16 protein-coding genes are annotated in these 24,064 nt (G+C 33.5%); 7 read left to right on the top strand and 9 right to left on the bottom strand.

The genetic code is table 11. From position 1 onward, the window contains the following. Window positions 1-47: 47 nt before the first annotated feature. Entirely contained in the window at window positions 48-950 is a 903-nt protein-coding gene (locus BLP44_RS16880) for a DUF6607 family protein (RefSeq protein ID WP_008464503.1), read from the top strand. 186 nt (window positions 951-1,136) lie between these two features. Here BLP44_RS16880 and BLP44_RS16875 read toward each other — a convergent pair whose 3' ends face one another. The 4 genes from BLP44_RS16875 to argS form a co-directional block, all read right to left on the bottom strand. Beyond that, entirely contained in the window at window positions 1,137-1,646 is a 510-nt protein-coding gene (locus BLP44_RS16875; protein ID WP_091134662.1) for a lipid-binding protein, read from the bottom strand. Between the two features lie 22 nt (window positions 1,647-1,668). Further along, on the bottom strand, window positions 1,669-3,168 hold the full coding sequence (locus tag BLP44_RS16870) for a SusD/RagB family nutrient-binding outer membrane lipoprotein (protein WP_091134660.1): 1,500 nt from the start codon (window positions 3,166-3,168) through the stop codon (window positions 1,669-1,671). Between the two features lie 11 nt (window positions 3,169-3,179). Beyond that, the gene (locus BLP44_RS16865) at window positions 3,180-6,401 is read right to left on the bottom strand and encodes a SusC/RagA family TonB-linked outer membrane protein (protein ID WP_091134658.1); all 3,222 of its coding nucleotides are present in this window, start codon (window positions 6,399-6,401) and stop codon (window positions 3,180-3,182) included. Between the two features lie 456 nt (window positions 6,402-6,857). Further along, the gene (gene argS, locus BLP44_RS16860) at window positions 6,858-8,636 is read right to left on the bottom strand and encodes an arginine--tRNA ligase (protein WP_091134656.1); all 1,779 of its coding nucleotides are present in this window, start codon (window positions 8,634-8,636) and stop codon (window positions 6,858-6,860) included. Between the two features lie 331 nt (window positions 8,637-8,967). Between argS and BLP44_RS16855 the strand changes: the two genes are divergently transcribed. Next, window positions 8,968-11,388, top strand: a complete 2,421-nt coding sequence (locus BLP44_RS16855) for a TonB-dependent receptor (RefSeq protein ID WP_091134654.1) — start codon at window positions 8,968-8,970, stop codon at window positions 11,386-11,388. Between the two features lie 207 nt (window positions 11,389-11,595). Here the strand turns inward: BLP44_RS16855 and BLP44_RS16850 are convergent, their stop codons facing one another. Together BLP44_RS16850 and BLP44_RS16845 are read right to left on the bottom strand one after the other, a co-directional pair. Next, window positions 11,596-12,267 (bottom strand): copper homeostasis protein CutC, encoded by a 672-nt coding sequence (locus tag BLP44_RS16850; RefSeq protein WP_008464494.1) that lies wholly within the window; start codon window positions 12,265-12,267, stop codon window positions 11,596-11,598. A 136-nt stretch (window positions 12,268-12,403) separates the two neighbouring features. Beyond that, window positions 12,404-13,411, bottom strand: coding sequence for a 3-oxoacyl-ACP synthase III family protein (locus tag BLP44_RS16845; protein WP_008464493.1), 1,008 nt, complete (start codon window positions 13,409-13,411; stop codon window positions 12,404-12,406). Window positions 13,412-13,672: 261 nt separating this feature from the next. Between BLP44_RS16845 and BLP44_RS16840 the strand changes: the two genes are divergently transcribed. Then, window positions 13,673-16,084, top strand: a complete 2,412-nt coding sequence (locus BLP44_RS16840; protein WP_091134653.1) for an alpha/beta hydrolase family protein — start codon at window positions 13,673-13,675, stop codon at window positions 16,082-16,084. Window positions 16,085-16,192: 108 nt separating this feature from the next. Here the strand turns inward: BLP44_RS16840 and BLP44_RS16835 are convergent, their stop codons facing one another. The 3 genes from BLP44_RS16835 to BLP44_RS16825 all read right to left on the bottom strand — a co-directional run bounded on the left by BLP44_RS16835 (window position 16,193) and on the right by BLP44_RS16825 (window position 18,471). Beyond that, entirely contained in the window at window positions 16,193-17,143 is a 951-nt protein-coding gene (locus BLP44_RS16835) for an ABC transporter ATP-binding protein (protein ID WP_008464491.1), read from the bottom strand. Window positions 17,144-17,250: 107 nt separating this feature from the next. Beyond that, a complete protein-coding gene (locus tag BLP44_RS16830) occupies window positions 17,251-17,946 on the bottom strand; it encodes a YiaD family glycine zipper/OmpA-like lipoprotein (RefSeq protein ID WP_091134651.1) in 696 nt (231 codons plus the stop codon). 18 nt (window positions 17,947-17,964) lie between these two features. Beyond that, a complete protein-coding gene (locus tag BLP44_RS16825) occupies window positions 17,965-18,471 on the bottom strand; it encodes a lipocalin family protein (protein ID WP_035691207.1) in 507 nt (168 codons plus the stop codon). A 203-nt stretch (window positions 18,472-18,674) separates the two neighbouring features. On the opposite strand from BLP44_RS16825, the gene htpG reads away from it, so the two are divergent. The 4 genes from htpG (at window position 18,675) to BLP44_RS16805 (ending at window position 23,872) form a co-directional block, all read left to right on the top strand. Beyond that, on the top strand, window positions 18,675-20,555 hold the full coding sequence (gene htpG, locus BLP44_RS16820) for a molecular chaperone HtpG (protein ID WP_008464488.1): 1,881 nt from the start codon (window positions 18,675-18,677) through the stop codon (window positions 20,553-20,555). A 169-nt stretch (window positions 20,556-20,724) separates the two neighbouring features. Next, window positions 20,725-21,990, top strand: a complete 1,266-nt coding sequence (locus BLP44_RS16815; RefSeq protein WP_091134649.1) for a patatin-like phospholipase family protein — start codon at window positions 20,725-20,727, stop codon at window positions 21,988-21,990. 148 nt (window positions 21,991-22,138) lie between these two features. Then, window positions 22,139-22,972, top strand: coding sequence for a hypothetical protein (locus BLP44_RS16810; RefSeq protein ID WP_091134647.1), 834 nt, complete (start codon window positions 22,139-22,141; stop codon window positions 22,970-22,972). A 132-nt stretch (window positions 22,973-23,104) separates the two neighbouring features. Next, complete coding sequence (locus tag BLP44_RS16805) at window positions 23,105-23,872, top strand: DUF4369 domain-containing protein (RefSeq protein ID WP_066033613.1); 768 nt, start codon at window positions 23,105-23,107, stop codon at window positions 23,870-23,872. The last annotated feature ends 192 nt before the right edge of the window (window positions 23,873-24,064 follow it).

Raw genomic sequence — 24,064 nt, 5'->3', positions numbered from 1 at the left:
TAAATAAAATTTATATATTTGCGAAAATTTAAACAAAACAATAAGTTATGATTTCAAAAAGCCTTTTTTTGTCAGCCGCTATGGCTTTAACATGTGGTCTTGGTTTTAGTCAGGACAAAAAACAACAAGACATAAAATCTATTAAATCAATGTGTGGTTGTTATGAGGTAAAGTTTAACTTCACAGAAACTTTCTCATATCCAAAAGATTCTCTTACTTATAAACCTTCTGAAACGAAACACGAATCTGCCTTAGAATGGGTAGAGTTATTAGAAGACACTCCTAACAAAATTGTGATGCAGCACTTATTGATTGTAAGCGACGATATGATTATCAAACACTGGAGACAAGATTGGCTATACGAAAACACAGACTTATATACATTTGACAAAGGCAATTCTTGGAAATACAAGAAATTAGACAAAAAAGCCGTTAAAGGTCAATGGACTCAAAAAGTATATCAGGTAGATGATAGCCCAAGATATGAGGGATCTTCAACTTGGGTACATGTTGACGGACAAGATTATTGGGCAAACGTTGCTGATGCTCCACTTCCAAGAAGAGAGCAAACAAAACGTAACGATTATAATGTTTTGAAAAGAAGAAACATACACGAAATCACTGCTACGGGATGGAATCACGAACAAGACAATGATAAATTAGTTCGCGACGATACTGGGAAAGATGTTTTACTAGCTCAAGAAAAAGGATTTGATGTTTACACTAAAGTTCCAGATGTAAAATGCATTGCTGCTCAAAAATGGTGGAAAGAAAATAATGCATTATGGAAAAACGTTCGCGATAAATGGCAAACTCTTTTTGACAGACATCAAGACTTAAACTTAGAAGCTAAAGTGGACAGAAAAGCTCTTTATTCTCTTTTATTTGATTTAAAACCAGATACTGCAAAAGCAGAAACAGATAAAATCATTGACAAATTTGTTAAGTAATTAGAATTGGTTGTTAAAACGAAAAACCCGGAGGTTTAAAAACCTTCGGGTTTTGTTGTATTGCTAAATTTAAAACAGAAACTAAAGAATCCTATCAGGTGGTAATATGGATAAATTTGCAGCAATAATGTTCTATAAATTGAAAAAGCTGGTAACTTAAATTACCAGCTTTTTACTTAAATACATTTAGTATTCATCTTCTTTAAAACCTGTTCTTTTTGTTCCAACATAATCATACTTAACACCAGGTTCGTTACTATACTCAACAGTAAATGAAATTTTATCGACAGTATGCCCTCCTTTTGATGTTCCTGCCTGTTTTTCAATTTTACCATTTGTAATCGTTACAGTTTGATTAGTCTGTCTCAGATTTGGAGTATTTGTATCAGACGCAAAATTTCCTGTACTCAAATTAATTGAATATTTGGCTTTCAAAAGTTGCGACGTGGGTTTAGTCTGAGACAAACCATTATCATCAATAAACATAGTATTGTCGTTTGCTGACGTATTGTAAGTAGAAAACCTGATAAACTTGCTTACCCCTTCTACCTTTACATTAATAAACCAATCACCTGCAAAGTCTTGCGTAGTCGTACCTCCTGCTTCAGGATCACCACCTGCATCACAAGACGCAAATGAAAACGAGATAAGAATACCGCAAAGTATTTTTATAATATTGTTTTTTAAATTTTTCATTTTCAATAATTTGTTTTTTTTATTATTTATTCCACCAAATTTTCACTGTTGCGGCTTGCAGTTCAGGAGCATTTGGGTTATAATTTCTTTCAGATAGAGGATAAGGAATTCTTTTTGGAAAAGTTCCATAAGGAACCACAACATCTGGACTTGCAGAAAAAGCAAATTGGCCACCTACATAACTTGAAATGTTTTGAGCCACTGGAGAAGTTCTCGGATAATCTGTTCTATTTTTCTCAAAAAAAGCTTCAAATCCATTTTCTGGAAAACTAGCCACCCATTTTTGAACAATAATTGCCTCTAATTTTTCATCGAATGTACCTGTTTCAGGGTAAGCGTACGTGCCACTAATAAAACTATTTGCTGTTGTAGAATTAATACCATTTTTTCTGAAGTTTTCGACTATTGCAGCGTCATATTTTGCTTTCCCGCTTAAACCAATTCTTTCTAACGCCTCTGCTTGTAAAAACAAACTTTCTTCTAATGACAATAAATAGACTGGCTTTTTAGCCCCATCATAAATAACAGCAGGTATAGACGAATTTGTCGGCCCTTTTGCATATCCTAAACTTGAATTTACGTCGTAATTTCCTTGATCTTGAAAAACATAAGCTTTTGGACTAGTATTTGCAGGATTCCAATAAATAAACGGATCTTTTCTTGGATCAGCTTTATCAGTTAAAAACTGTCCCAATGTTCTGCTCATTCTTATATTTGTTCTCGTATTTAATTTATAATTAAACTCAAACAAAGGATTTTCATAATTCGGTGATCCTGTAAAATTAGATTCCGCAGCATCAGTATCTAAGAAAGAAACATTTGGATCATTAAGTAAAGATGCAATCCCGCTGTCTGAAATCGCTTTGTTTTTTTCTGACTGTCTGATGTAAATTTTTAATTTCAGTGTGTTGGCAAATTTCTTCCAAAGTGTCATATTTCCAAGAAAAATGAAATCATCTTTACCAGGAACAGCTCCTTTTGAAACTTTTAAATCTTTAGAAAGTGCATCATCCAAGTCTTTAATCATCAATTCATATACTTCTTGACCAGTATTAAATTTAGGAGTCAATATTGTTGGATTACATCCTTCTTCGTAAGGAATATCACCATAAAAATCTGTCATTATTTGAGATGCTTGAACGTATAAAGTGGTAGCTATTAAATAATAATTCCAATTTTGTTCAGCTAAAGCCTTTCTCTGTATCATTCTTATATCGCTAAGTCCATCATACATAGTGTTCCATGCATAATTGTAGTCATTTGTCGTAATATTGTAAGAATCTATATTTCTAAATTGATTAGCACCTGATGACTGCGTGTAATATTGTGCCCAAAAACCTCCTATTATTGACATTATACCTCCTTCGGCACCAACAATACCAATAATTCCTGAAGGAAGTTGTGTTGCTAACGGAGTCTTTTCTGGAGTCAAAAGATCTGGATCTTGGTTAATATCCAAATCAGTACTGCATCCTATGAATACAGTAGATAAAATCAGTATGTTTATAATAATTTTTTTCATTTTATATTTTTTTAGAATGTTACTTTAAAACTTGCTCCATAAGATCTTTGAGAAGGATTCGTTGCAAATTCTCCAGCTTCACTCAACAATCCATCTCCATATGTTGATAATTCTGGATCCACATAAGGATTAGCTTTTGGTGTCCACATAAAAAGATTTTTCCCATATATGCTTAAACTCGCAGTTGCAATCTTAAATTTTTGCACGAATGTCGTCGGAACGTTATATGTCAAAAACAAATCTCTCAAACGAATGAATGTTTTATCGATAACATGTCCAGCTTCTATACCAGGGTTTGAAGAAGTATTCCAAAAGCTAGTCACTTTACTTGTGGTCATTGGTACTGTGTTTTCAGCATAAGTAATATTTCCTGTCGCATCTTTTACCTCTATTACAGAGTTTGGTATAATATAAGTATTCCTGTCATTGAAGGTTGTTTCTATACCATTTCCAGAAAATTCGTTAATTCTTTTTGTATAAGAATACATTTTACCACCTTGTTTCCAATCAAAACTACTACCTAATGTGAAGTTTTTATATTTAAAGTTATTTCGCAATCCCATTACAAACTTTCTCTGTGAAGTACCAACATTACTTTGATCGTTTCCAACAGTATAATAACCTGTACTAGGAGAAACAATTGGTCGTCCGTCTGGCGTTAACCTAGGGGTGAAGGCAGTAAACATACCTAAAGGCTGTCCTTTTTCTGCAACGAAATTTACTCCATACATAGATGCCAAAGTCAATTTATCTAAGCCATAAGCTATATCAAGAACCTTTGATACGTTTTTAGAAAATGTAGTGGTAAAATCCCATTGGAATTTTTTTACCTTAACTGGCACGACGTTTAAAACCACTTCAACACCTCTATTTTGAAGATCTAAAATATTATCTGTCTGTGATGTAAATCCTGTAGAAGCTGCTAATGGTCTAGAAAATAATAAGTCAGTAGTTTTTTTATGGTACACTGAGAAATCTAGATTAACCCTTTTGTTAAAAAAATTGCTTTCAAAACCTAATTCATATTCGGTGGTTCTTTCTGGTTTTAAATTTGGATTACCTAAATTTCCGCTTAACTCATATCCGTTTACGCCACCGATTGGAAGAAGAATATTTCCAAATCCTAATGCAGCATTAGCAGGAATCATAGAACTTTTTGTTTGATAATACCCCGTATCATTTCCGATTGAAGCAATACTACCTCTTAATTTAACAAAGTGCTGGGTATTGTCTAAGACAACTCCACTTAAGCTTAACGAAGGATAGAAATAGGAATTTTTGCCTTGCGGAAGTGTCGATGTCCAGTCGTTTCGACCTGTTACCGTAAGATAAATTTTTTCTTTATATGAAGCTTCAACAGAAGCAAACACACCATAACTTCTTCTTAAATAATCATCTTGAACAACAATAGGTGACAATATTGAATTTGATAATTCGTAGAAGTTTGGAACATCTAAATTTGTAACATTTGCTTTTAATGAAGACCCGCTTCTTTGGTTAGTATTAAATCCAATCATTCCATTAAAAGAAAAATCTTTGCCAACTGGAGTAACATACGTCAAATTGAAATTGGTATCTGTTTCAATATTTTCTGCTGTTTTTTCTGTAACACCACCCACTACAGGTGCTTTTGAAGCATCAGCATTTGCAGATCCTGGAAAATAATCCATTATTGCACCATATGATTTGATTTTTTCATTTCTGTAATCTCCTCCTATTTGGTACGTTGCCGTTAATTTATCAGTAATTTTATAACTCAAATTTACATTTCCGAAAAATCGATTTCCTTTAATGTTTGTTGAATTCTCTTGCAAATCCCAATATGGATTATCTACATATGGAGAGTAAAGATTACTTGGCGTATTGTATGGATTATTTTTATAATCTTTTAATCCAACAACATCAATATCTCTAGGAGTTTGCGCCAATGCTTGTGCAACTGTACCTCCTTCAGTACCACCTTGACCAGTATTAACTACATTTTGATTCTTGTTTATATAGTTAACACTCGTTCTTACAGTAAATTTGCCTGTCGAAATTCCAGCATTAATTCCTAAAGTATTTCTTTTATAAGCATCTGCTGTTGTTGGAAAAATACCGTCTGAATTAACTGTAGAAGCATTCAAAGAGAAATTAGAATTTTCGCCGCCTCCACTTATACGCATACTATTTGTAAATGTTGTACCCGTTGTGTAAAAATCTTTAATGTTACTAGGTAAAGCAACATACGGTTTAGCTTGCTGAACACCATTAATTATAGCGCCCCAAGGTCTTACTTCTCCATTATATTTTGCTCCCCATGAACCATTTTCATTACTTGCAGTATTATTGGCATTTGCAACTCCAGACCAAGTTGAATAAGAAAGCCCACTCCATCCTTGTCCAAATTCATTTTGTAAATGTGGCACTCTTGCCACTTGATTAAAGTCTGTTGAAGTTAAAAAATCGATACTGATTTTTGATTTGTTCTTTGCTGATTTTGTAGTAATTAAAACTACTCCATTTGCAGCTCTTGATCCATACAAAGCAGATGCTGCCGCGCCTTTTAGTATTGACATACTCTCAATATTATTTGGATCTAAATCACTAATACCATTTCCAGCATCAAAACTTCTAGTGCTATTAATTGATTTCCCATCGGCTGTTGTACCGCCACCATTACTACTATTATTGATAGGTGTTCCATCAACAACATATAGCGGACTGCTATTGGATAATGAATTAAAACCTCGAATAACAACCTTAGAGGAGGCTCCTGCTTGTGCAGGTGTTGTTATATCTGCACCCGCTACTTTTCCAGAAAGGGATTCAAATACATTAACATTGGTAACATCAGTCAAATCTTTGGCACTTACACTAGAAGTAGCATAACCAAGAGATCTTTTTTGTTTTTTAATCCCCATGGCAGTAGTGACAACAACACTTTCTAATTCTTGCGCTCCTGCATCTAACATTTTTACATTTATAACTGATGAATTTGCCGTAATTTCACTAGTTTTCATTCCAATGTAACTAAACACTAACACTTGATTTGATGATGCCTTAATCATATACTTTCCATCAAAATCAGTTTGAGTTCCCAATTTTGTACCCTTAACTAAGACACTAACACCAGGCAAAGGTATTCCCGCATTGTCCGAAACCACTCCTGTAATTTTTTTCTCCTGAGCAATGCTTGACTGCAGAATCAGAATGAAAAAAAGCATCATAAGTCCTTTTAATTTTTGTTTCATTATTTTGTTTTTTTAATTAGAGAGGGCGAACTTAAAAAATTAAAATAATTTTAACAAGAATCTATTTACTTTTAACATTATAATTTGAAATATTAATACTACAAATTACGTACTAAATAGCTTATGCGATATTAAAAAAGTTTTTTATGATAGCTTTTGGAGGAGGAAATTAATTACTGAACTTTAATTAAGAATAAAAACCATCCAGTATATAGATGGTTTTTTCATTCTTTTCATCTCAACTAAAAGCGTACTAATTCAAAATAGCTAAAAATGAATATTTGAAGAATATAAATTGACTTGGAATTTATCACTTGCATTGTAACACTTACAAAGCCAGTGCAAAATTATCTAAGAATGAAACTACAGAAATGCCGGTAAAGCCAAAAAAGCAATAAAAAAAGCCAATAGTTTAAAACTACCGGCTTTTCTTCCTTAACTAGGTCTATATTTTTTTTACATTCTCTCTGGAACTTCAATTCCTAGCAAATGAAATGCCGATTTAATTACTTCGGCTACTTTTTGAGACAGCTGTACTCTGAATATTTTTTTCGTTAAATCTACTTCTCCTAATATATGCACTGATTGATAAAAAGAATTGTATTCTTTTACTAAATCGTAAGTATAATTCGCAATTAATGCCGGACTATGATTTTGAGCCGCATTCTGAATTACTTCTGGGAAAAGCTCGATTTGTTTTACCAATTCTTTTTCCTTCTCGTGCAATTCTTCAATTTCAATTTTATTAGAAAAATCAAAATCGGCTTTACGGATTATGGACTGAATTCTCGCGTATGTGTATTGGATAAATGGACCTGTATTTCCAGCAAAATCTACAGATTCTTCTGGGTTGAACAAAATACGTTTTTTAGGGTCTACTTTTAAAATGTAATATTTCAAAGCTCCTAAACCAATTGTTTTATATAGTTTAGCTTTTTCCTCATCAGAATAGCTGTCTAGTTTTCCTAAATCTTCTGAAATCTGTTTTGCTGTATCGGTCATATCTTGCATCAAATCATCAGCATCTACAACAGTTCCTTCACGGCTTTTCATTTTTCCAGAAGGCAAATCTACCATTCCGTATGATAAGTGATATAAACTGGAAGCCCAGTCAAATCCTAATTTTTTAAGAATTAAGAATAACACTTTAAAGTGATAATCCTGCTCATTTCCAACAGTGTAAACCATTCCTCCAACATCTGGCATATCTTTTACACGCTGAATTGCTGTTCCGATATCTTGCGTCATGTAAACCGCTGTTCCGTCAGAACGCAAAACAATTTTACGGTCAAGTCCTTCGTCTGTCAAATCAATCCAAACAGAGCCATCTGGATCTTTTTCAAAAACTCCTTTATCTAAACCTACCTGAACAACATCTTTCCCTAATAGATAAGTATTGCTTTCGTAGTAATATCTATCAAAATCAACTCCTAGATTCGTATAAGTTGTAGCAAAACCATCATAAACCCATTCGTTCATTTTTTTCCAAAGTGCAATCACTTTTTCGTCGCCAGCTTCCCATTTCTTAAGCATATCTTGCGCTTCGATAATAATTGGAGCTTGTTTTTTGGCTTCTTCTTCAGTTTTACCAGCTTCTACCAAACCGTTAATTTCGTTTTTGTATGCTTTATCAAACTCTACATAATATTTACCAACCAATTTATCTCCTTTTAAACCAGAAGTCTCAGGAGTTTCTCCGTTTCCGAATTTCTCCCAAGCCAACATCGATTTACAGATATGGATTCCTCTATCGTTGATAATTTGCGTTTTGTATACTTTTTTACCTGAGGCTTTTAAAATCTCTGCAACAGAATATCCTAACAAATTGTTACGAACGTGTCCTAAGTGCAAAGGTTTGTTAGTGTTTGGAGAAGAATATTCTACCATAACTGCTTTTTCATCTGGATTTGGAGCCACAAATCCGAATTGTTTTTGGTCTTTTATTCCGTTAAAGAAATTCACATAATAACTGTCTGAAATCACAATATTCAAAAAACCAGAAACTACATTAAAACGGGCAACTTCAGAAACATTTTCAACTAAATAATTTCCAATTTTATTTCCCAATTCAGCCGGATTGCTTTTAATCACTTTTAGCAAAGGGAAAATTACCATTGTAATATCTCCTTCAAACTCTTTTCTGGTAGTTTGAAACTCGATTTTATCAACAGTAACATCAAATAATGCTTGTATTGCTTTTTGTATAGAAGGTGTAAGAATTTGTTGTAATGACATGTAAACTTATTTTAAAGTGAGCAAAGATACTGCTTATTCATCAATTAGAGAAAATCAAAAACATATTAAATTAAAGAAAAGAGTTTCAATTTGACAAAAAAGAGCATTTTTTAATTGTTAAAATTATCAAAAAACCAAAACCCTAATCTCTTACAAAACAGCCAATGAGAAAAAAAATATATTTTTTTCTAGAATTTCTTGTAACATATCAACCGTAAAAGAGTCTTAATAGAGACTTTAATTTTTTGAAGTCAGGAAAAAACAAAAAAAAGAAAAACTAACAAAACGAAATCATCATCAATCAAATCAAAAAATAATCAGTAAAAAAATCATGAAATTAAAATTCTTTCTGTTTGCGTTATTAGGAATAATCGCAACTGCACAGGCCCAGAATACTGGAAGTGTTTCTGGAAAAATTACAGAAAAGTCAAACAACGCACCCATTTCTTATGCAACAGTTTCACTAAAAGAAAATGGAAAAATAGTTTCTGGCGTAAACACAGACGATAACGGGGACTTTTCATTTAAAAATATTGCTTTAAAAAGTTATACGATCGAAATTCAATATATAGGATTTAGAAAATATATCGGTTCTGTGCTTTTGAGCGAAAACAAAAAAACGGCAACTGTAAATGTTGCTCTTGAAGAAGAAGCAACACAACTTAAAGGTGTAAATATCGTTGCTGAACGTTCGACTATTGAACAAAAAATCGATAGAAAAGTGGTGAATGTTGGTAAAGATCTAACTACCGCTGGAGCTTCCGCATCAGATATTATGAATAATATTCCTTCTGTGAATGTAGATCAGGATGGAAAACTTTCGCTTCGCGGAAATGATAATGTTCGTGTATTAATTGACGGACGTCCAACAAATATTGATCCTGCTCAATTATTGAAACAAATTCCTTCAACTTCTATCAAGAAAATTGAATTAATCACTAACCCAAGCGCCAAGTATAATCCAGAAGGAATGTCTGGAATTATTAATATTATTTTGCATAAAAATGCAAACACTGGTTTTAACGGAAGCTACAGTGGCGGTATTACTTTTGGTGAAACGGCAAAATACAATCAGTCTTTAGATTTAAACTATAAAACTGGAAAAGTAAACTTCTTCGGAAACGTGGGACAAAACTTTGGAAAATACCATAATAAAGGTTTCATTCAAAGATTTGATGAAGATATTACCCAAAAAATAGATGTTTTGAATGATAATGATTCATACTTATACAAAATCGGAATGGATTATTTAATCGATGATCACAATACTTTATCTATCTATACTAATCAGAATAAATCTACAGGAAAAGGTTATGTAGATACTGATATTGATTACAATAATGTAACCGGTTCTGATATTTCGAATATCTTTCAAAAATCAAGATATTGGGGGCCAGATCAGGTTGGGACATACAATTTAGCATACAAACACATTTTCAAAAAAGAAGGTCACACTTTAGATTTTGAAGCCAACTACAGTGACAATAAAGAAACTCAAAATGCTTCTTTTGATACTGAAACGACAAAAACAGACAATACTGCAGGGAATGTCTTCTATGAAGATTATTTAAAAGGAACCAGAAAATTAAGCACGATAAACGTAGATTATGTTAATCCGTTAAACGAAAAAACAACGCTTGAAGCTGGTGCTGAAGCAAGAATTACAAGAACAGAAAACGATTATATTACCGGAAATCCTTTGCTACCTGTTGCAGATCAAATGTCTCACTATACTTATGACACAGATATTTATTCTGCTTATGTAACATTTGGGCAAAAATTCAAAAAACTAAGCTATCAAGTAGGTGCACGTTTTGAAAGCTATAAAGTTCAAGCCAACTTAAATTATGGTAAAGATAAATTTGATGACGATTACATTACTTTGTATCCATCAGCTTATTTAACATACAATATCACTGAGAAAAATACTTTACAGTTAAGCTACAGCCGTCGTGTTGACCGTCCGAGTTTAGAGCAGACAAAACCTATTCGTGAATTTGCTACTCCATTGGTGACTTCAATAGGAAATCCTGATTTAAGACCTCAGTTTACCAATTCTGTCGAGTTAAATTATACTAAAACCCTTGAAAAAGGAAGTTTTACAGTGGGTGTTTTTGTGAGAAGCATTAATGATCAAATTAGTAGAATTTTATATCCAGACCCTACGGATACAAGCGGGCAAAAACAGATCATGAGTTTTACAAATTTTGATCATAATACAGCTTACGGATTTGAAATGTCATTCAATTATAAAATCACAAAATGGTGGGATATTCAGCCATCGATTGATTTTTCTAGTATTGATCAATCAGGAGTTATATATGGTTTTATTCCAGAAAAAAATGAAATTGGGCCTAAAAACAAAACAGTTACTGTTTCTGCATTTAATGGACGTATGAACTCTAACTTTAAAGTAAACAAACGTTTAAGCTTCTTAGCTTTCGGATTCTACAGAGGCGCTACAGACGGACTTCAAAACAATAGCCACGAAATGTACAAAATGGATATTGGTACGCGCTACACATTGTTAGACAACAAAATGAATTTAAGTGTTCGTTTCAATGACGTTTTCAATACAATGAAATATGCTTTCGATACTGAGAATCCATATCCACAAGCTGGTCAGTTTAAATGGGAAAGCCAAACGGTTTACTTTGGTCTGACTTACAACTTTGGTGGTGGAAAAATCAAAAATTTACAGCGTAAACAAAGAGATGACAATACTAACAAAGGCGGGGGCGGAATGTTCTAACCTTGTCTGAGAAGATTTTTTAAATAATTTTTGAATAATTTCTTGTAGAAAAAAAGTCTGGAGCTTGCCAACTCCAGACTTTTTTTGTTTTTTAATTCTGCTAAAAATACTTTTGAAAATAATTTTTCACGCAGATTTAAAAAGATTAAAGCAGATTTACACAGAGTAAATTAAGTAGCTTGGTAATATCACCCAACAAATTTTAATCTATAAAAAATTGCGTAATTCTTTTATTTCTTCGGGATTGGCAATTTCAGAATTATCTGTGATCGCAGAAGAATGATAAAAAGTTAAATCTAATTTTTCTTGGAGTAATTTTATATTTGAAGATCGCAAGCCGCCACCAGGCATAATTTCTATTCTATCTCCTGCCAATTCCTGAAGTCTAGCCAAAGCCTGAATGCCTTCTTCGACATTTACACCTTGCCCAGAAGTTAAAATTGTTTTGAAACCACAGTCAATGATAGATTCAAGCGATTTTTCGGGATTTTTTACCACATCAAAAGCACGGTGAAAAGTACAAGATAATGGGTGCGCCAAATGCACTAATTCTTTATTTTGCTTTTTATTTATTTTTCCGTTTTCTTTTAAGATTCCAAAAACAAAACCGTCAACCCCCAGCTTTTTATAGTGCTTAATATCTTGCTTCATTTCGGTAAGCTCTTCATCCGAATAAACGAAATCTCCTCCGCGAGGTCTTATAATGACATGCATTTTTATATTCAAACTTTCACGCACTTTCACTACCAAAATAGAATTTGGAGTGGTTCCTCCCAGTTTCATGTTTTCACATAGCTCAATTCTGTCCGCGCCATTTGCTTGAGCAATTAATGCCGATTCATAATTAAAACAAGCTATTTCCAGTTGATTTTTTTTCATTTTGATTTAAATAGTTTTTCTCCAAATGAAACCTAACAGGTTTTTAAAACCTGTTAGGTTTGAGTACGCAATTTATAAAAAAACCTGCTCCCAATAAGAAGCAGGTTTTAAAAAATATAAATGTAAGATGATTATTTTACCATTTAATAATAGCACTAGCCCAAGTAAATCCACTTCCGAAAGCTGCTAAAACTACAGTATCTCCAGATTTGATCTTTCCTTGTTCCCAAGCTTCTGTCAGAGCAATCGGAATAGACGCTGCTGTTGTATTTCCGTATTTCTGAATGTTGTTGTGAACTTGGTCGTCTGTTAATTTAAATTTGTTTTGAATGAATTGTGAAATTCTCAAATTTGCTTGATGTGGAATCAGCATATCAATGTCTGAAACTTGCAGCCCATTTGCTTCTAATCCTTCATTGATTACTTCTGCAAAACGAACTACTGCATTTTTGAACACAAACTGTCCATTCATATATGGATAATAACTTTCGTCATTTGGATCATTGTCTGCAATAATATCTGTTACCCAACGCGCACCCATTCCTGGCGCTTGCAAAGCTAACTCTTCAGCATGTTCTCCTTCTGAATGTAAATGAGTTGATAAAATTCCTTTTGTTAAGTCTTCTTCACGGCTCAAAACTGCCGCTCCTGCTCCATCTCCAAAAATTACCGAAACACCGCGTCCGCGAGTAGTCATGTCTAATCCTGTAGAATGAACCTCAGAACCAATTACCAAAATATTTTTATACATTCCGGTTTTAATATATTGGTCTGCAACAGAAAGTGCATAAACAAAACCAGAACATTGGTTTCTAACATCTAATGCTCCAACTGTTCTTAAACCTAAATCTCTTTGAACCAAAACACCTGGTCCTGGAAAATAATAATCTGGACTTAATGTAGCAAAAACTACAAAATCAATATCTTCTTTGGCAACACCAGAACGCTCTATTGCAATTTTAGCTGCTTTTACTCCCATTGAAGTCGTGGTGTCTTCTCCACGAATGATGTGTCTTCTTTCTTGAATTCCAGTTCTTTCCTGAATCCATTCATCATTGGTATCCATTATCTTAGACAAATCATCGTTAGTCACCACATTGGAAGGAACATAATATCCTAAACCAGCTATTTTTGAATGATACATAATCAATTATTATTTATTAAAAATTTGGATTGCAAATTTACGCATACTTTAAAATATACGTATACAAAATACTATTTTTTTCGTTATTAGCAATTTAATATATTCTAATTATACAACCACTTATAATCATTTACTTCTTGAAAAGACAGCATTCAGACGCAAACATTGAAAAAAATTAAAAATCACGCATTAGATGTAACAACATAAAAGTATTTTAGACAAACATTTTGAATACTATTACAAACTCCTAAAATTTAAACTATGAAATTAAAGATTACGCTGTTTTTATTTCTAAATATAAGTTTTTTCTCTTTTGCTCAAGAGAATCTAACTTATCAAAAACCTTCTAAATCTATTTTAGATTTGGCAGATTACCAAAGAGCGCCTTCTGTATCTATGGATACCAAAAAAGAAAACATGCTTTTAATGTATCGCAGTACCTATAAAACACTAGACGACCTCAATCAAGATGAAGTTCGTTTAGCAGGCTTAAGAATTAATCCCGTTACTAATATCTCAAGTACTGTAACTTATCTAAACAACTTAAAACTAAGAAAAATAAGCGGTAAGGAAGAAATTCAGGTAAAAGGCCTGCCTGAAAATCCAAAAATAACAAACATTCTTTGGTCGCCAAACGACAAAAAAATCCTATTCTCCCATACTACAAATTCTGGGGTTGAACTTTGGGTTTTGGATGTGGCAACAGCACAAGCTACAAAACTTACAGAGGCTAGAGTAAATGCAAATCTTGGAAATCCGTTTAGCTGGTTTTTGGATAGTGAAACTATATTAGTAAAAATGCTTCCTAAAAATAGACAGCCACTTTTGGATTCTAAAAAAGATCTCCCAACAGGTCCGATTATTTCTAACACTTCAGGAGAAAAATCACAAAACAGAACCTATCCTGATATGTTGAAAAACAAAAATGACGAAGCTAATTTTGAAAACTGCATCACTTCTGAATTATATAAAATAAAACTAAATGGCGACGCTGTTTTATATAAAGAAGCGGCTATGTTTGCCGGAGAAAGAATCTCGCCAGATGGCAATTACATCATGCTGACAACCATTCAAAAACCATTTTCTTATGTAGTTCCATTAAATAGATTTCCATCCAAAACCATTGTTTATGATTTAAGCGGAAGAGAAATTAAAACGGTAAATGAGGTTCCTTTAAATGAAATTATGCCTAAAGGTTTTATGGCTGTCCGAAAAGGAAAAAGAGAAATGGCTTGGAGAAACGACAAACCTGCAACTTTATCTTATGTTGTGGCTCTAGATGAAGGTGATCCAGCAAATAAAGTTGATTTTAGAGATGAAGTTTTTCTTTGGGATGCACCTTTCGACAAAGAAGCTTATTCATTAGCAAAAACACCGCAGCGTTTTAGCGACATTATTTGGGGAGATGATAATCTAGCCGTTCTTTCAGAAGAATGGTACGACACGAGAAACACCAAAACATTTTTGATAAATCCATCAAATCCAAGTCAGCAGCCAAAATTGATTACTGATAGAAATTCTCAAGATGTTTATTCAGATCCAGGAGTTTTAGAAACAAGAAAAAATGCCTACAATAAATATGTTTTAGCTATCGAAAAAAATAATCTGTACAGAATTGGTGAAGGTTATACTAAAGACGGACAATTCCCTTTTGTGGACGAATTCAATCTGGAAACTTTAAAATCAAAACGTATTTATACTTCTCCATACAAAGACAAAAAAGAAGATATTTTAGAAATTGAAGATTTTAAATCTGGAAAAATATTAGTTCAAATTCAGTCAAAGACAGAATATCCTAATTATTATTTCAGAAATATTAAAAAACAAAACAGCTTAACACAAGTTACTGATTTCAAAAATCCGTTTGAAAGCATTAAAAATGTTAGCAAAGAAGTAATTAAGTACAAACGTAAAGACGGTTTGGAACTTTCAGGAACCTTATATCTTCCTGCTGGTTACGATAAAGCTAAAAAAGAAAAATTGCCGCTACTGATTTGGGCTTATCCTGCAGAATATAAAGATCGAAATAGCGCTTCGCAATCGACTCAAAATTCTAACGAATTCACATTCCCTTATTATGGATCGTTTGTATACTGGGTTACAAAAGGATATGTTGTTTTAGACGATGCCGCTTTCCCAATTATTGGCGAAGGAACAACAGAACCAAACGACAACTTTATTTCGCAATTGGTAGATAATGCAGCGGCGGCTATTGACGCGGTTGACGCTTTGGGTTATATTAATCGCAAAAAAGTAGCTGTTGGCGGACACTCTTACGGAGCATTTATGACAGCAAATTTATTGACGCATTCCAATCTTTTTGCCTGCGGAATTGCGAGAAGTGGGGCTTACAATAGAACTTTAACCCCATTCGGATTCCAATCTGAGCAAAGAAACTACTGGGAGGCCCCAGAAGTTTACAATGCAATGTCTCCATTTATGAATGCAGAAAAAATGAAGACTCCAATTTTATTGGTGCACGGAGAAGCTGATAATAACCCTGGAACTTTTACTTTGCAGACGGAACGTTATTTTCAAGCATTAAAAGGTTTAGGAGCGCCTGCAAGAATGGTTATTCTTCCAAAAGAATCTCATGGCTATGTTGCTAAAGAAAATATTCTTCATTTGCTTTGGGAGCAAGATCAGTTTTTAGAAAAGTATCTGAAAAACTAAATTCCTAATTTAATTCCAAAAGTAAACCCGACAGGTTTCGGAAACCTGTCGGGTTTATTATTTTAACAATTAGAAATTATCTAATTTTCTAATTGAGACATTCCCAAGTTATAAATAATTTAAAGCTAAAAACACTTCTTGTTCGAGCGGTAAATCTATTTCGCTTTCAAAGAAAATCAATTGCCTCTTATAAACCGTTTCAATCAAATAATGGCTTCCTCTAAAATAAGTTCTCCTAATTTTCACCATCAGTTTTGACTCTGAAACCATTTTAAATTGGTGTGGATAAACTAATGTTTTATGAGTTTCGTCTTCATATGACAATAATAAATGAGTCGGAATTTCATTCACTTCACCAAACAAAGAAGCAACATATTTAATTTTAGGGTCTTCATATATTTTTGCGGGATCATCCTTAACTAGCACTTCTCCGTTTCGCATCACTATGGCCTGATCTGCAAAAGACAAAGCATCGGTACTGTCATGCGTTGCAATAATGCAGGTAATTCCTTTTTGCTTTAAATAACGGAACAAGTTACGGCGTAAAGCATTTTTTCTAAAAGCATCAATCTGACTGAATGGTTCATCCAGTAAAATCACTTCTGGTTCTAAAGCCAAAACTCTTACCAAAGCCACTCTTTGCTGCTGTCCTCCACTCAAGAATTTTGTTTTCACATTTGAAAACTGCTCCATTTCTACCATTTCCAATAATTCTTGAACACGAAGTTTTTTCATGTTTGCAAAACCATTTGATAGAAACTTACCGACGTTTTCTGCAACAGTCTCGTATGGAGACAAATCAAAATCCTGAGCCAGATATTTCATGTAAGGCATTCCTGGAATCAAATTAAACTTTGGTCCCAAAACTGGTTTATCCCCATAAAAAATCTTTCCCTCGTCTAGATCATAAAGTCCATATATAAGCTTGAGCAGCGTACTTTTTCCGCAGCCACTCTCACCAATAATGGCAATGTTCTGGCCTTTTTCAATAGAAAAAGAGATGTTTTTTATAACGGGACTTTCGGTGTACGAAAAAGATATATTTTGTATGTCGAGCATGAGTTGTAATATGAGACGTCAAATTTACAATGTTTAATTTCTAAAGTCAAAAAAAAGCTGCTTCAATTATTTGAAACAGCTTTTCTGATAATTTATTTTATTAGAAACTATTTTCCAGCTTCTGCTTTAGCATCGTTTACCATTTTGTCGTTTGCTGTAATGGCAAATTCAACACGACGGTTTTGAGATCTTCCTTCTGGCGTATCATTAGTTGCTATAGGGTCTGCAATTCCTAAACCTGAAGTTTTGAAACGGCTTGCTTTTAATCCTTTAGAAACTAAATAAGCTTGAACAGAAGCTGCTCTCTGGCCAGAAAGCGTTAAGTTATATTCTGGTTTTCCAGTATTATCAGTATATCCGAAAATTTCAATATTGGTATCTCCGTAATCTGTAAATACAGGAACTAATTTGTCTAAGTTTGCTTTTGCTTGAGCTGTCAAAGTAGATTTGTTTGTATCAAAACGAACAGCATTTTCATTTAAAGTCAAGTGAATTCCTTCACCAACTCTTTCAACATCTGCACCTGGCAAAGCTTGATCAATCTCACGAGCTTGTTTATCCATTTTGTTTCCAATCAAAGCTCCAGTTCCACCACCTACCGCAGCTCCAATTGCAGCTCCTAAAGCAGCGTTTCCGCCTTTACCTAAATTATTTCCTAAAATACCACCAATAACACCACCTGCTACAGCACCAATTCCAGCTCCTTTTTGTGTATTATTTGCATTTTTTACTGAATCGCAGCTTGTAAAAAAGCTAGCTAATACTAGTAAACTACTTAATCCTAAAACCGTTATCTTTCTCATTTTTTATACTTTAAAATATTAATTAGCTCTTTGAAATTGGTAAGTCACGTCTTTTACTTGACCTCCAACATTAATGTTATCGATTAACTGAAAAGAGTTATCAGTCACACCAGCTACTTTTAGCAGATATCCTTCTTTAACGTTTTTAGATTTTGTTCCTGGATTTACAATTTTAAGAACAAAAAGCCCTTGATTGTTGATACTCCAAACAATTGGCGAATTAAAAGCTGTACAACTAGGAGAATTTAAAGCCATTGTGCCTTTATTGTTGTTAGAAATAAAACTCCAAGAACTTCCGATAAAACACTTAGAATCAGCCAAATCAAAAGAAGTTACTTTGATATAATCTGAACCAGGATAAGACACATTGGTAAGCACCCAATTTCCTTTTAACGCTACTTGAGTCGGTCTGTCTAGTTTTGTTGAAAGTGTAGTAGCCTCAGAGGACGAAGCTGTTGTCGACGAAGATGATTTACACGCAAAAAACAAAGCGGCAATCATACATATAAAAATACTCTTCTTCATTTTGTACAATTTTTTTAGATTAATAACTTGCCTTTTTAACAATTATTGTACCACAAATATACGATTCGTTGAGATAATTTTCGTTTTAGAATCTATTTATTTTCTTTCAAAATTAACATTTCCGACATTTTGTCACCCAAAAAACAATTGGTATTCTATTTGAATAAATGAAAATCATCAAATTAAATCAAAAAATAAAAAATATGGCAACAGGTAAAATTAATGTTTCAGTAGAAAACATTTTTCCTTTAATTAAAAAGTTCTTGTACAGCGACCATGAAATTTTCTTGCGTGAGCTTGTTTCTAATGGTACTGATGCTACTTTAAAATTAAAACACCTTATCAGCATTGGCGAAGCTAAAGTTGAATACGGAAACCCGATTATCGAAGTAAAAGTGGACAAAGAAGGTAAAAAAATCCACATTATAGATCAAGGTTTAGGTATGACTGCTGATGAAGTTGAAAAATACATTAATCAAGTAGCGTTTTCTGGTGCTGAGGAATTTTTGGACAAATACAAAGATTCTGCTAAAGATTCTGGAATTATTGGACATTTTGGTCTTGGTTTCTATTCAGCGTTTATGGTAGCTGAAAAAGTTGAAATCATTACAAAATCGTACAAAGATGAGCCAGCTGCACACTGGACATGTGACGGAAGTCCTGAGTTTACTTTAGGGCCTGCTGACAAAACTTCACGCGGAACTGAAATCATTCTTCACATTGCAGAAGATTCTCTTGAGTTCTTAGACGATTCTAAAATCAGCGGTTTATTAAACAAATACAACAAATTCATGCCTATTCCGATTAAATTCGGAACAAGAACTGAAACGCTTCCAAAACCAGAAGATGCTCCAGAAGATTACGTTAATGAAACTGTTGAAACTGACAACATCATTAACAACCCTAATCCAGCTTGGACAAAACAGCCTTCTGAATTATCTGATGAAGATTACAAAAACTTCTACAGAGAATTGTATCCAATGCAGTTTGAAGAGCCGTTATTCAACATTCACTTAAATGTAGATTATCCGTTTAACTTAACTGGTATTTTGTATTTCCCTAAATTGGGTACAGATATGCAGATCCAGAAAGATAAAATTCAGTTGTACCAAAATCAAGTTTACGTTACTGACAACGTAGAAGGAATTGTTCCTGAATTCTTGACGATGTTAAAAGGTGTAATCGATTCTCCAGATATTCCGTTAAACGTTTCTCGTTCTGGTTTACAGGCAGATGGAGCGGTTAAGAAAATTTCTAACTACATTACTCGTAAAGTAGCTGATAAATTAAAAGCTTTATTCAACGAAAACCGTGCTGATTTCGAGCAAAAATGGAATGACATTAAAATCGTTTTAGAATACGGAATGCTTTCTGAAGAGAAGTTCTACGAAAAAGCAGGTGCATTTGTTCTGTACCCAACGGTAGACGACACTTACTTCACTTTGGATGAACTAAAGGAAAAACTAAAAGAAAACCAAACCGACAAGGATGGTAAACTAGTTATTCTTTATGCAGGAAACAAAGATGCACAGCATTCTTACATCCAGGCAGCAAAAGATAAAGGTTACGAAGTATTGCTTTTAGATTCTCCGATTATCTCACACTTAATTCAGAAAATCGAAAACGACAATAAAGACTTGACTTTTGTTCGTGTCGACTCTGACCACATCGATAACTTGATCAAAAAAGAAGAAAATGCTATTTCTAAATTATCTGATGACGAAAAAGCAGCTTTAAAAACTTCTTTAGAAGCATACATTCCTAAAGCATACAGCGTTCAGCTAGAAGCTATGGATTCTCAAGCTGCTCCGTTTATCATCACGCAGCCTGAATTTATGCGAAGAATGAAAGAAATGAGCCAAACTGGCGGCGGAATGTTCGGAATGGGTAATATGCCAGAAATGTACAATTTGGTTGTAAACACAAATTCTGACTTAGCTTCAAGTATTTTAAATACTGAAGACAAAACACACCAAGAACATTTAGTGAAACAAGCTCTAGACTTAGCTAAATTATCTCAAAACCTTCTAAAAGGTGAAGCACTTACTGCTTTTGTTAAGAGAAGTTTTGAAATGATTAAATAATCATTTGAAAATAATATTTCTGAAATCCTGCAAATTAAGTTTTGCAGGATTTTTTTTTGATCGAAAATCGCTCTTAAAAAAGGGTCATTTTCCCCTTTTCTCAAAAACAAACATCGCATATATTTGATTACCAGAATATTAAATAAAAAAATCTAAAATTCTAGAAATCATGGACAAGAGAAAGTTTACAGAAAACGGAGAAGTTCTAGCAATTATAAAAGATTTAAAAGAACAGATTAAAGGCAAAAAATTTTCTGATATTATAGATGATAATAACTGCCAATATGTTGATCTTGTACAAGAAGGCGGAGGCGTCCTTGGAATTGCATTGGTCGGCTATGTATATGTTTTGGAGCAAATGGGAATTCGGTTTTTAAGTCTGGCAGGAACCTCAGCAGGAAGCATCAATACCATGCTGATGGCTGCTGCAGGAACATGTGATATTCAAAAATCAGAATGGATCCTGGAATGTTTATGCAACAAAAATTTATATGATTTTGTTGATGGCGATCATGACGCCCGCGAATTTATCGACGCTTTGCTAAGTGACGCCGGAAATCTGAAATTAATAATGAAAGGCTGTCAGGTTGTGGATAATTTTAAAGATGATTTAGGATTAAACCCTGGAAACAATTTTCATCAATGGATGACGAATCTTCTTTCGCAAAAAGGAATAAAAAACTATGCTGATTTGAGAGCTTTAAGAGAAAAAGGCGTTTCTGACAAAAACAAGTTATATCGAATTAATCTGCCAAATCACGGAGATAAAATAGAATATACCCGAGTGGATCATTGGAGCCAAATGGCAATAATAACTGCTGATATTACCACCGAAAGCAAAATCATTTTCCCTAAAATGATTGATTTGTTTTATTCGAATCCAGATGTTCAGAATCCAGCCGATTTCGTCCGAGCTTCTATGTCTATTCCTTTATTTTTCACTCCTTTTAAAATTACAAACATTCCAAGTGGAATTGACGCTTGGAACAAGTGGAACGATGCAACTTGCCTAAGAACATCAGTACCATCTGAAGTTATGTTTATGGATGGCGGTATTATTTCAAATTTCCCAATTGACATTTTTCACGAAAATATGAATGTGCCCGCTTCTCCAACTTTTGGAATTAAATTGGGCTACGACAAAAACGAAATCAATAAAAATGAAAAATTTTCCAACCTAATAAGTTCAATGTTTGACACTGCACGCTATGGATATGATTATGAGTTCCTGCAAAAAAATCCAGATTTTAAAAACTTAATCGGATACATTGACACTGGAAGCCACAATTGGCTAAACTTCAATCTGACTGACGATGCAAAAATCGACCTTTTTATAAGAGGAGCTCAAAATGCGGCCGTTTTTCTAAACCGCTTTAATTGGGAAGAATACAAAAAAATCAGAAAAGCCAAAAGCAATTACTACAAGTCCGTTTAAAATTATTTCTAATAATACTAAACATAATTTTTTCTTCAAAAAGACGTTATACAATCCTGTAAATAACCATTACAGGATTTTTTAATTGTAATTTATTTTTTTGTTACATTTGAACGCCTTATTAATCTCATCCAAAAACAAAACCATTATGAAAAAAACTGCTATTTTATTAACAGCTATTTGTGCTACAGCACTTTTATACGTTTCTTGTTCAAACGATAATCACGAAGAAACCACTTCAACAAGCCTTACAAACATTGGAGCTTCAGTGGCTGTAGACACTTCAAACGAAATGGATCTTAACACAGGTCTTTTAATCAGCACAAGCACCTCAACAACAGGAAAAACTGCTGAGACGCCTACTGGAATTTGCGCATCGATTACCATTTCATCCCCAAATGAAACTGAATATCCAAAAGTTTTTCTAGCAGATTTCGGAACAGTGGGCTGTACAGATAATAACAATCTTACACGCAAAGGAAAACTAAAAGTTACGCTTTCTGGACCAATCACTACAACTGGAAGCAAAATGACAATTGAAAGAATTGACTATTCTATAAAAGGCATCAAACTTGAAGGAACTATTGAATACACCAATACTACAACTGTTGCAACTGTACCGCAATGGACTAGAAAAGTGACTAACGGCAAGTTGACAGATTTGCAAGGAGGCGTTTATACCAATTCAGGAATTTATACTACTAAACAAACAGCTGGTGTAGATACACCACTTGTCTTATCTGATAATGTATATGAAATTACAGAAGGAACTCATACGGTAACGGCTTCAAATGGAGAAACGCTTACTTTGACTGTAAAAGAACCATTGATTAAAAAATATTCTTGCCTATTTATCTCTAAAGGACAACTAAAAGTTCAAGGTGGCATTTTAAACGGCGTGGTAGATTACGGAAATAACGACTGTGACGCGCTTTACACTTATACACACGAAAACGGCTCTTCATTCAATCTTTCGATGTAAGACCTTTTCCTATACGACTTTAAAATCCCAATTTAGAAATAGATTGGGATTTATTTTTTTTATAAAAATAAAACGGCTGTCTCTTTACATTTAAACTATTTTCTTTATTTTGCACCAAAATCTCAAAAACCAATGAAAAAAACATTAATTGCTTTTGTTACTCTTGCAGTATTAGCATCTTGCAGCAAAAAAGAAACTGCTGCCGATAACCTACACATTACAGGAAACATTAAAGGCTTAAAAACCGGAACTTTATATATCCAAAGAATTGTTGACACTTCCCTTGTTGCCATCGACAGCATTAAAATTGACGGAAACTCAGCTTTTGAAAGAGATATTAAATTAGAATCTCCAGAAATGTTATACCTATATTTAGATCGTGGTGTAACAAACTCATTAGACAATAACATTTTATTCTTTGCTGAACCAGGAAATATCAATATTGACACCAACTTAGATAATTTCATCGCTGGCGCAAAAATTACTGGATCTAAAAACCAAGAATTATACGAAGAATATCAAAAAATAAATTCTCGTTTTAGAGATGAGAATTTGTCTATGGTTGAAGCAAAATTCAAAGCTTTAAAAAGAAAAGACCAAAAAGCTCTTGACAGTCTTGACGCAAAACAGCAATCAAATATCAAAAGAAAATATTTGTACGCAACAAACTTTGCTATCAACAATAAAGATCACGAAGTAGCACCTTACATTGCTTTGGCAGAAATTTACGATATCAATTTGAAGTTTCTGGACACGATTCAAAAATCGATGACTCCAAAAGTAGCACAATCTCTTTACGGAAAAAAGCTTACTAAATATGTAGCTGACATCAAAAAAGAAGAACAAAAAGCTCCTGCAGCTGCTAAAGCTGAAACAGCAACAACTGAAGCACAAAAATAATTTTCGTTCACAAGACATTAAAAGCTCTGAGAAATTCAGGGCTTTTTTTTATGCTCTAAATTGAAATTTCAAATAAAAAAATGCAAACTACCCACACTATTCAAAAAAGCCTCTTAAAAACAACAAAAGCTCCCAAATATTCAACTCTTGCATTTACCACCCATTGAAAAAACTTTATAAGTTTAAAACTTG

It is taken from the genome of Flavobacterium anhuiense (genome assembly GCF_900101855.1).
GTDB classification, from domain to species: domain Bacteria; phylum Bacteroidota; class Bacteroidia; order Flavobacteriales; family Flavobacteriaceae; genus Flavobacterium; species Flavobacterium anhuiense.
Note: the sequence above shows the minus strand (reverse complement) of the source record. Positions and strands in the feature narration are given on the sequence as shown.

Coding starts and splice junctions, on each gene's coding strand:
- BLP44_RS16835 (WP_008464491.1), bottom strand. CDS start 17,143: ATGCTCGACATACAAAATATATCTTTTTCGTACACCGAAAGTCCCGTT.
- BLP44_RS16850 (WP_008464494.1), bottom strand. CDS start 12,267: ATGAAAAAAAATCAACTGGAAATAGCTTGTTTTAATTATGAATCGGCA.
- BLP44_RS16840 (WP_091134653.1), top strand. CDS start 13,673: ATGAAATTAAAGATTACGCTGTTTTTATTTCTAAATATAAGTTTTTTC.
- BLP44_RS16875 (WP_091134662.1), bottom strand. CDS start 1,646: ATGAAAAATTTAAAAAACAATATTATAAAAATACTTTGCGGTATTCTT.
- argS (WP_091134656.1), bottom strand. CDS start 8,636: ATGTCATTACAACAAATTCTTACACCTTCTATACAAAAAGCAATACAA.
- BLP44_RS16805 (WP_066033613.1), top strand. CDS start 23,105: ATGAAAAAAACATTAATTGCTTTTGTTACTCTTGCAGTATTAGCATCT.
- BLP44_RS16855 (WP_091134654.1), top strand. CDS start 8,968: ATGAAATTAAAATTCTTTCTGTTTGCGTTATTAGGAATAATCGCAACT.
- htpG (WP_008464488.1), top strand. CDS start 18,675: ATGGCAACAGGTAAAATTAATGTTTCAGTAGAAAACATTTTTCCTTTA.
- BLP44_RS16845 (WP_008464493.1), bottom strand. CDS start 13,411: ATGTATCATTCAAAAATAGCTGGTTTAGGATATTATGTTCCTTCCAAT.
- BLP44_RS16865 (WP_091134658.1), bottom strand. CDS start 6,401: ATGAAACAAAAATTAAAAGGACTTATGATGCTTTTTTTCATTCTGATT.
- BLP44_RS16870 (WP_091134660.1), bottom strand. CDS start 3,168: ATGAAAAAAATTATTATAAACATACTGATTTTATCTACTGTATTCATA.
- BLP44_RS16825 (WP_035691207.1), bottom strand. CDS start 18,471: ATGAAGAAGAGTATTTTTATATGTATGATTGCCGCTTTGTTTTTTGCG.
- BLP44_RS16815 (WP_091134649.1), top strand. CDS start 20,725: ATGGACAAGAGAAAGTTTACAGAAAACGGAGAAGTTCTAGCAATTATA.
- BLP44_RS16810 (WP_091134647.1), top strand. CDS start 22,139: ATGAAAAAAACTGCTATTTTATTAACAGCTATTTGTGCTACAGCACTT.
- BLP44_RS16830 (WP_091134651.1), bottom strand. CDS start 17,946: ATGAGAAAGATAACGGTTTTAGGATTAAGTAGTTTACTAGTATTAGCT.
- BLP44_RS16880 (WP_008464503.1), top strand. CDS start 48: ATGATTTCAAAAAGCCTTTTTTTGTCAGCCGCTATGGCTTTAACATGT.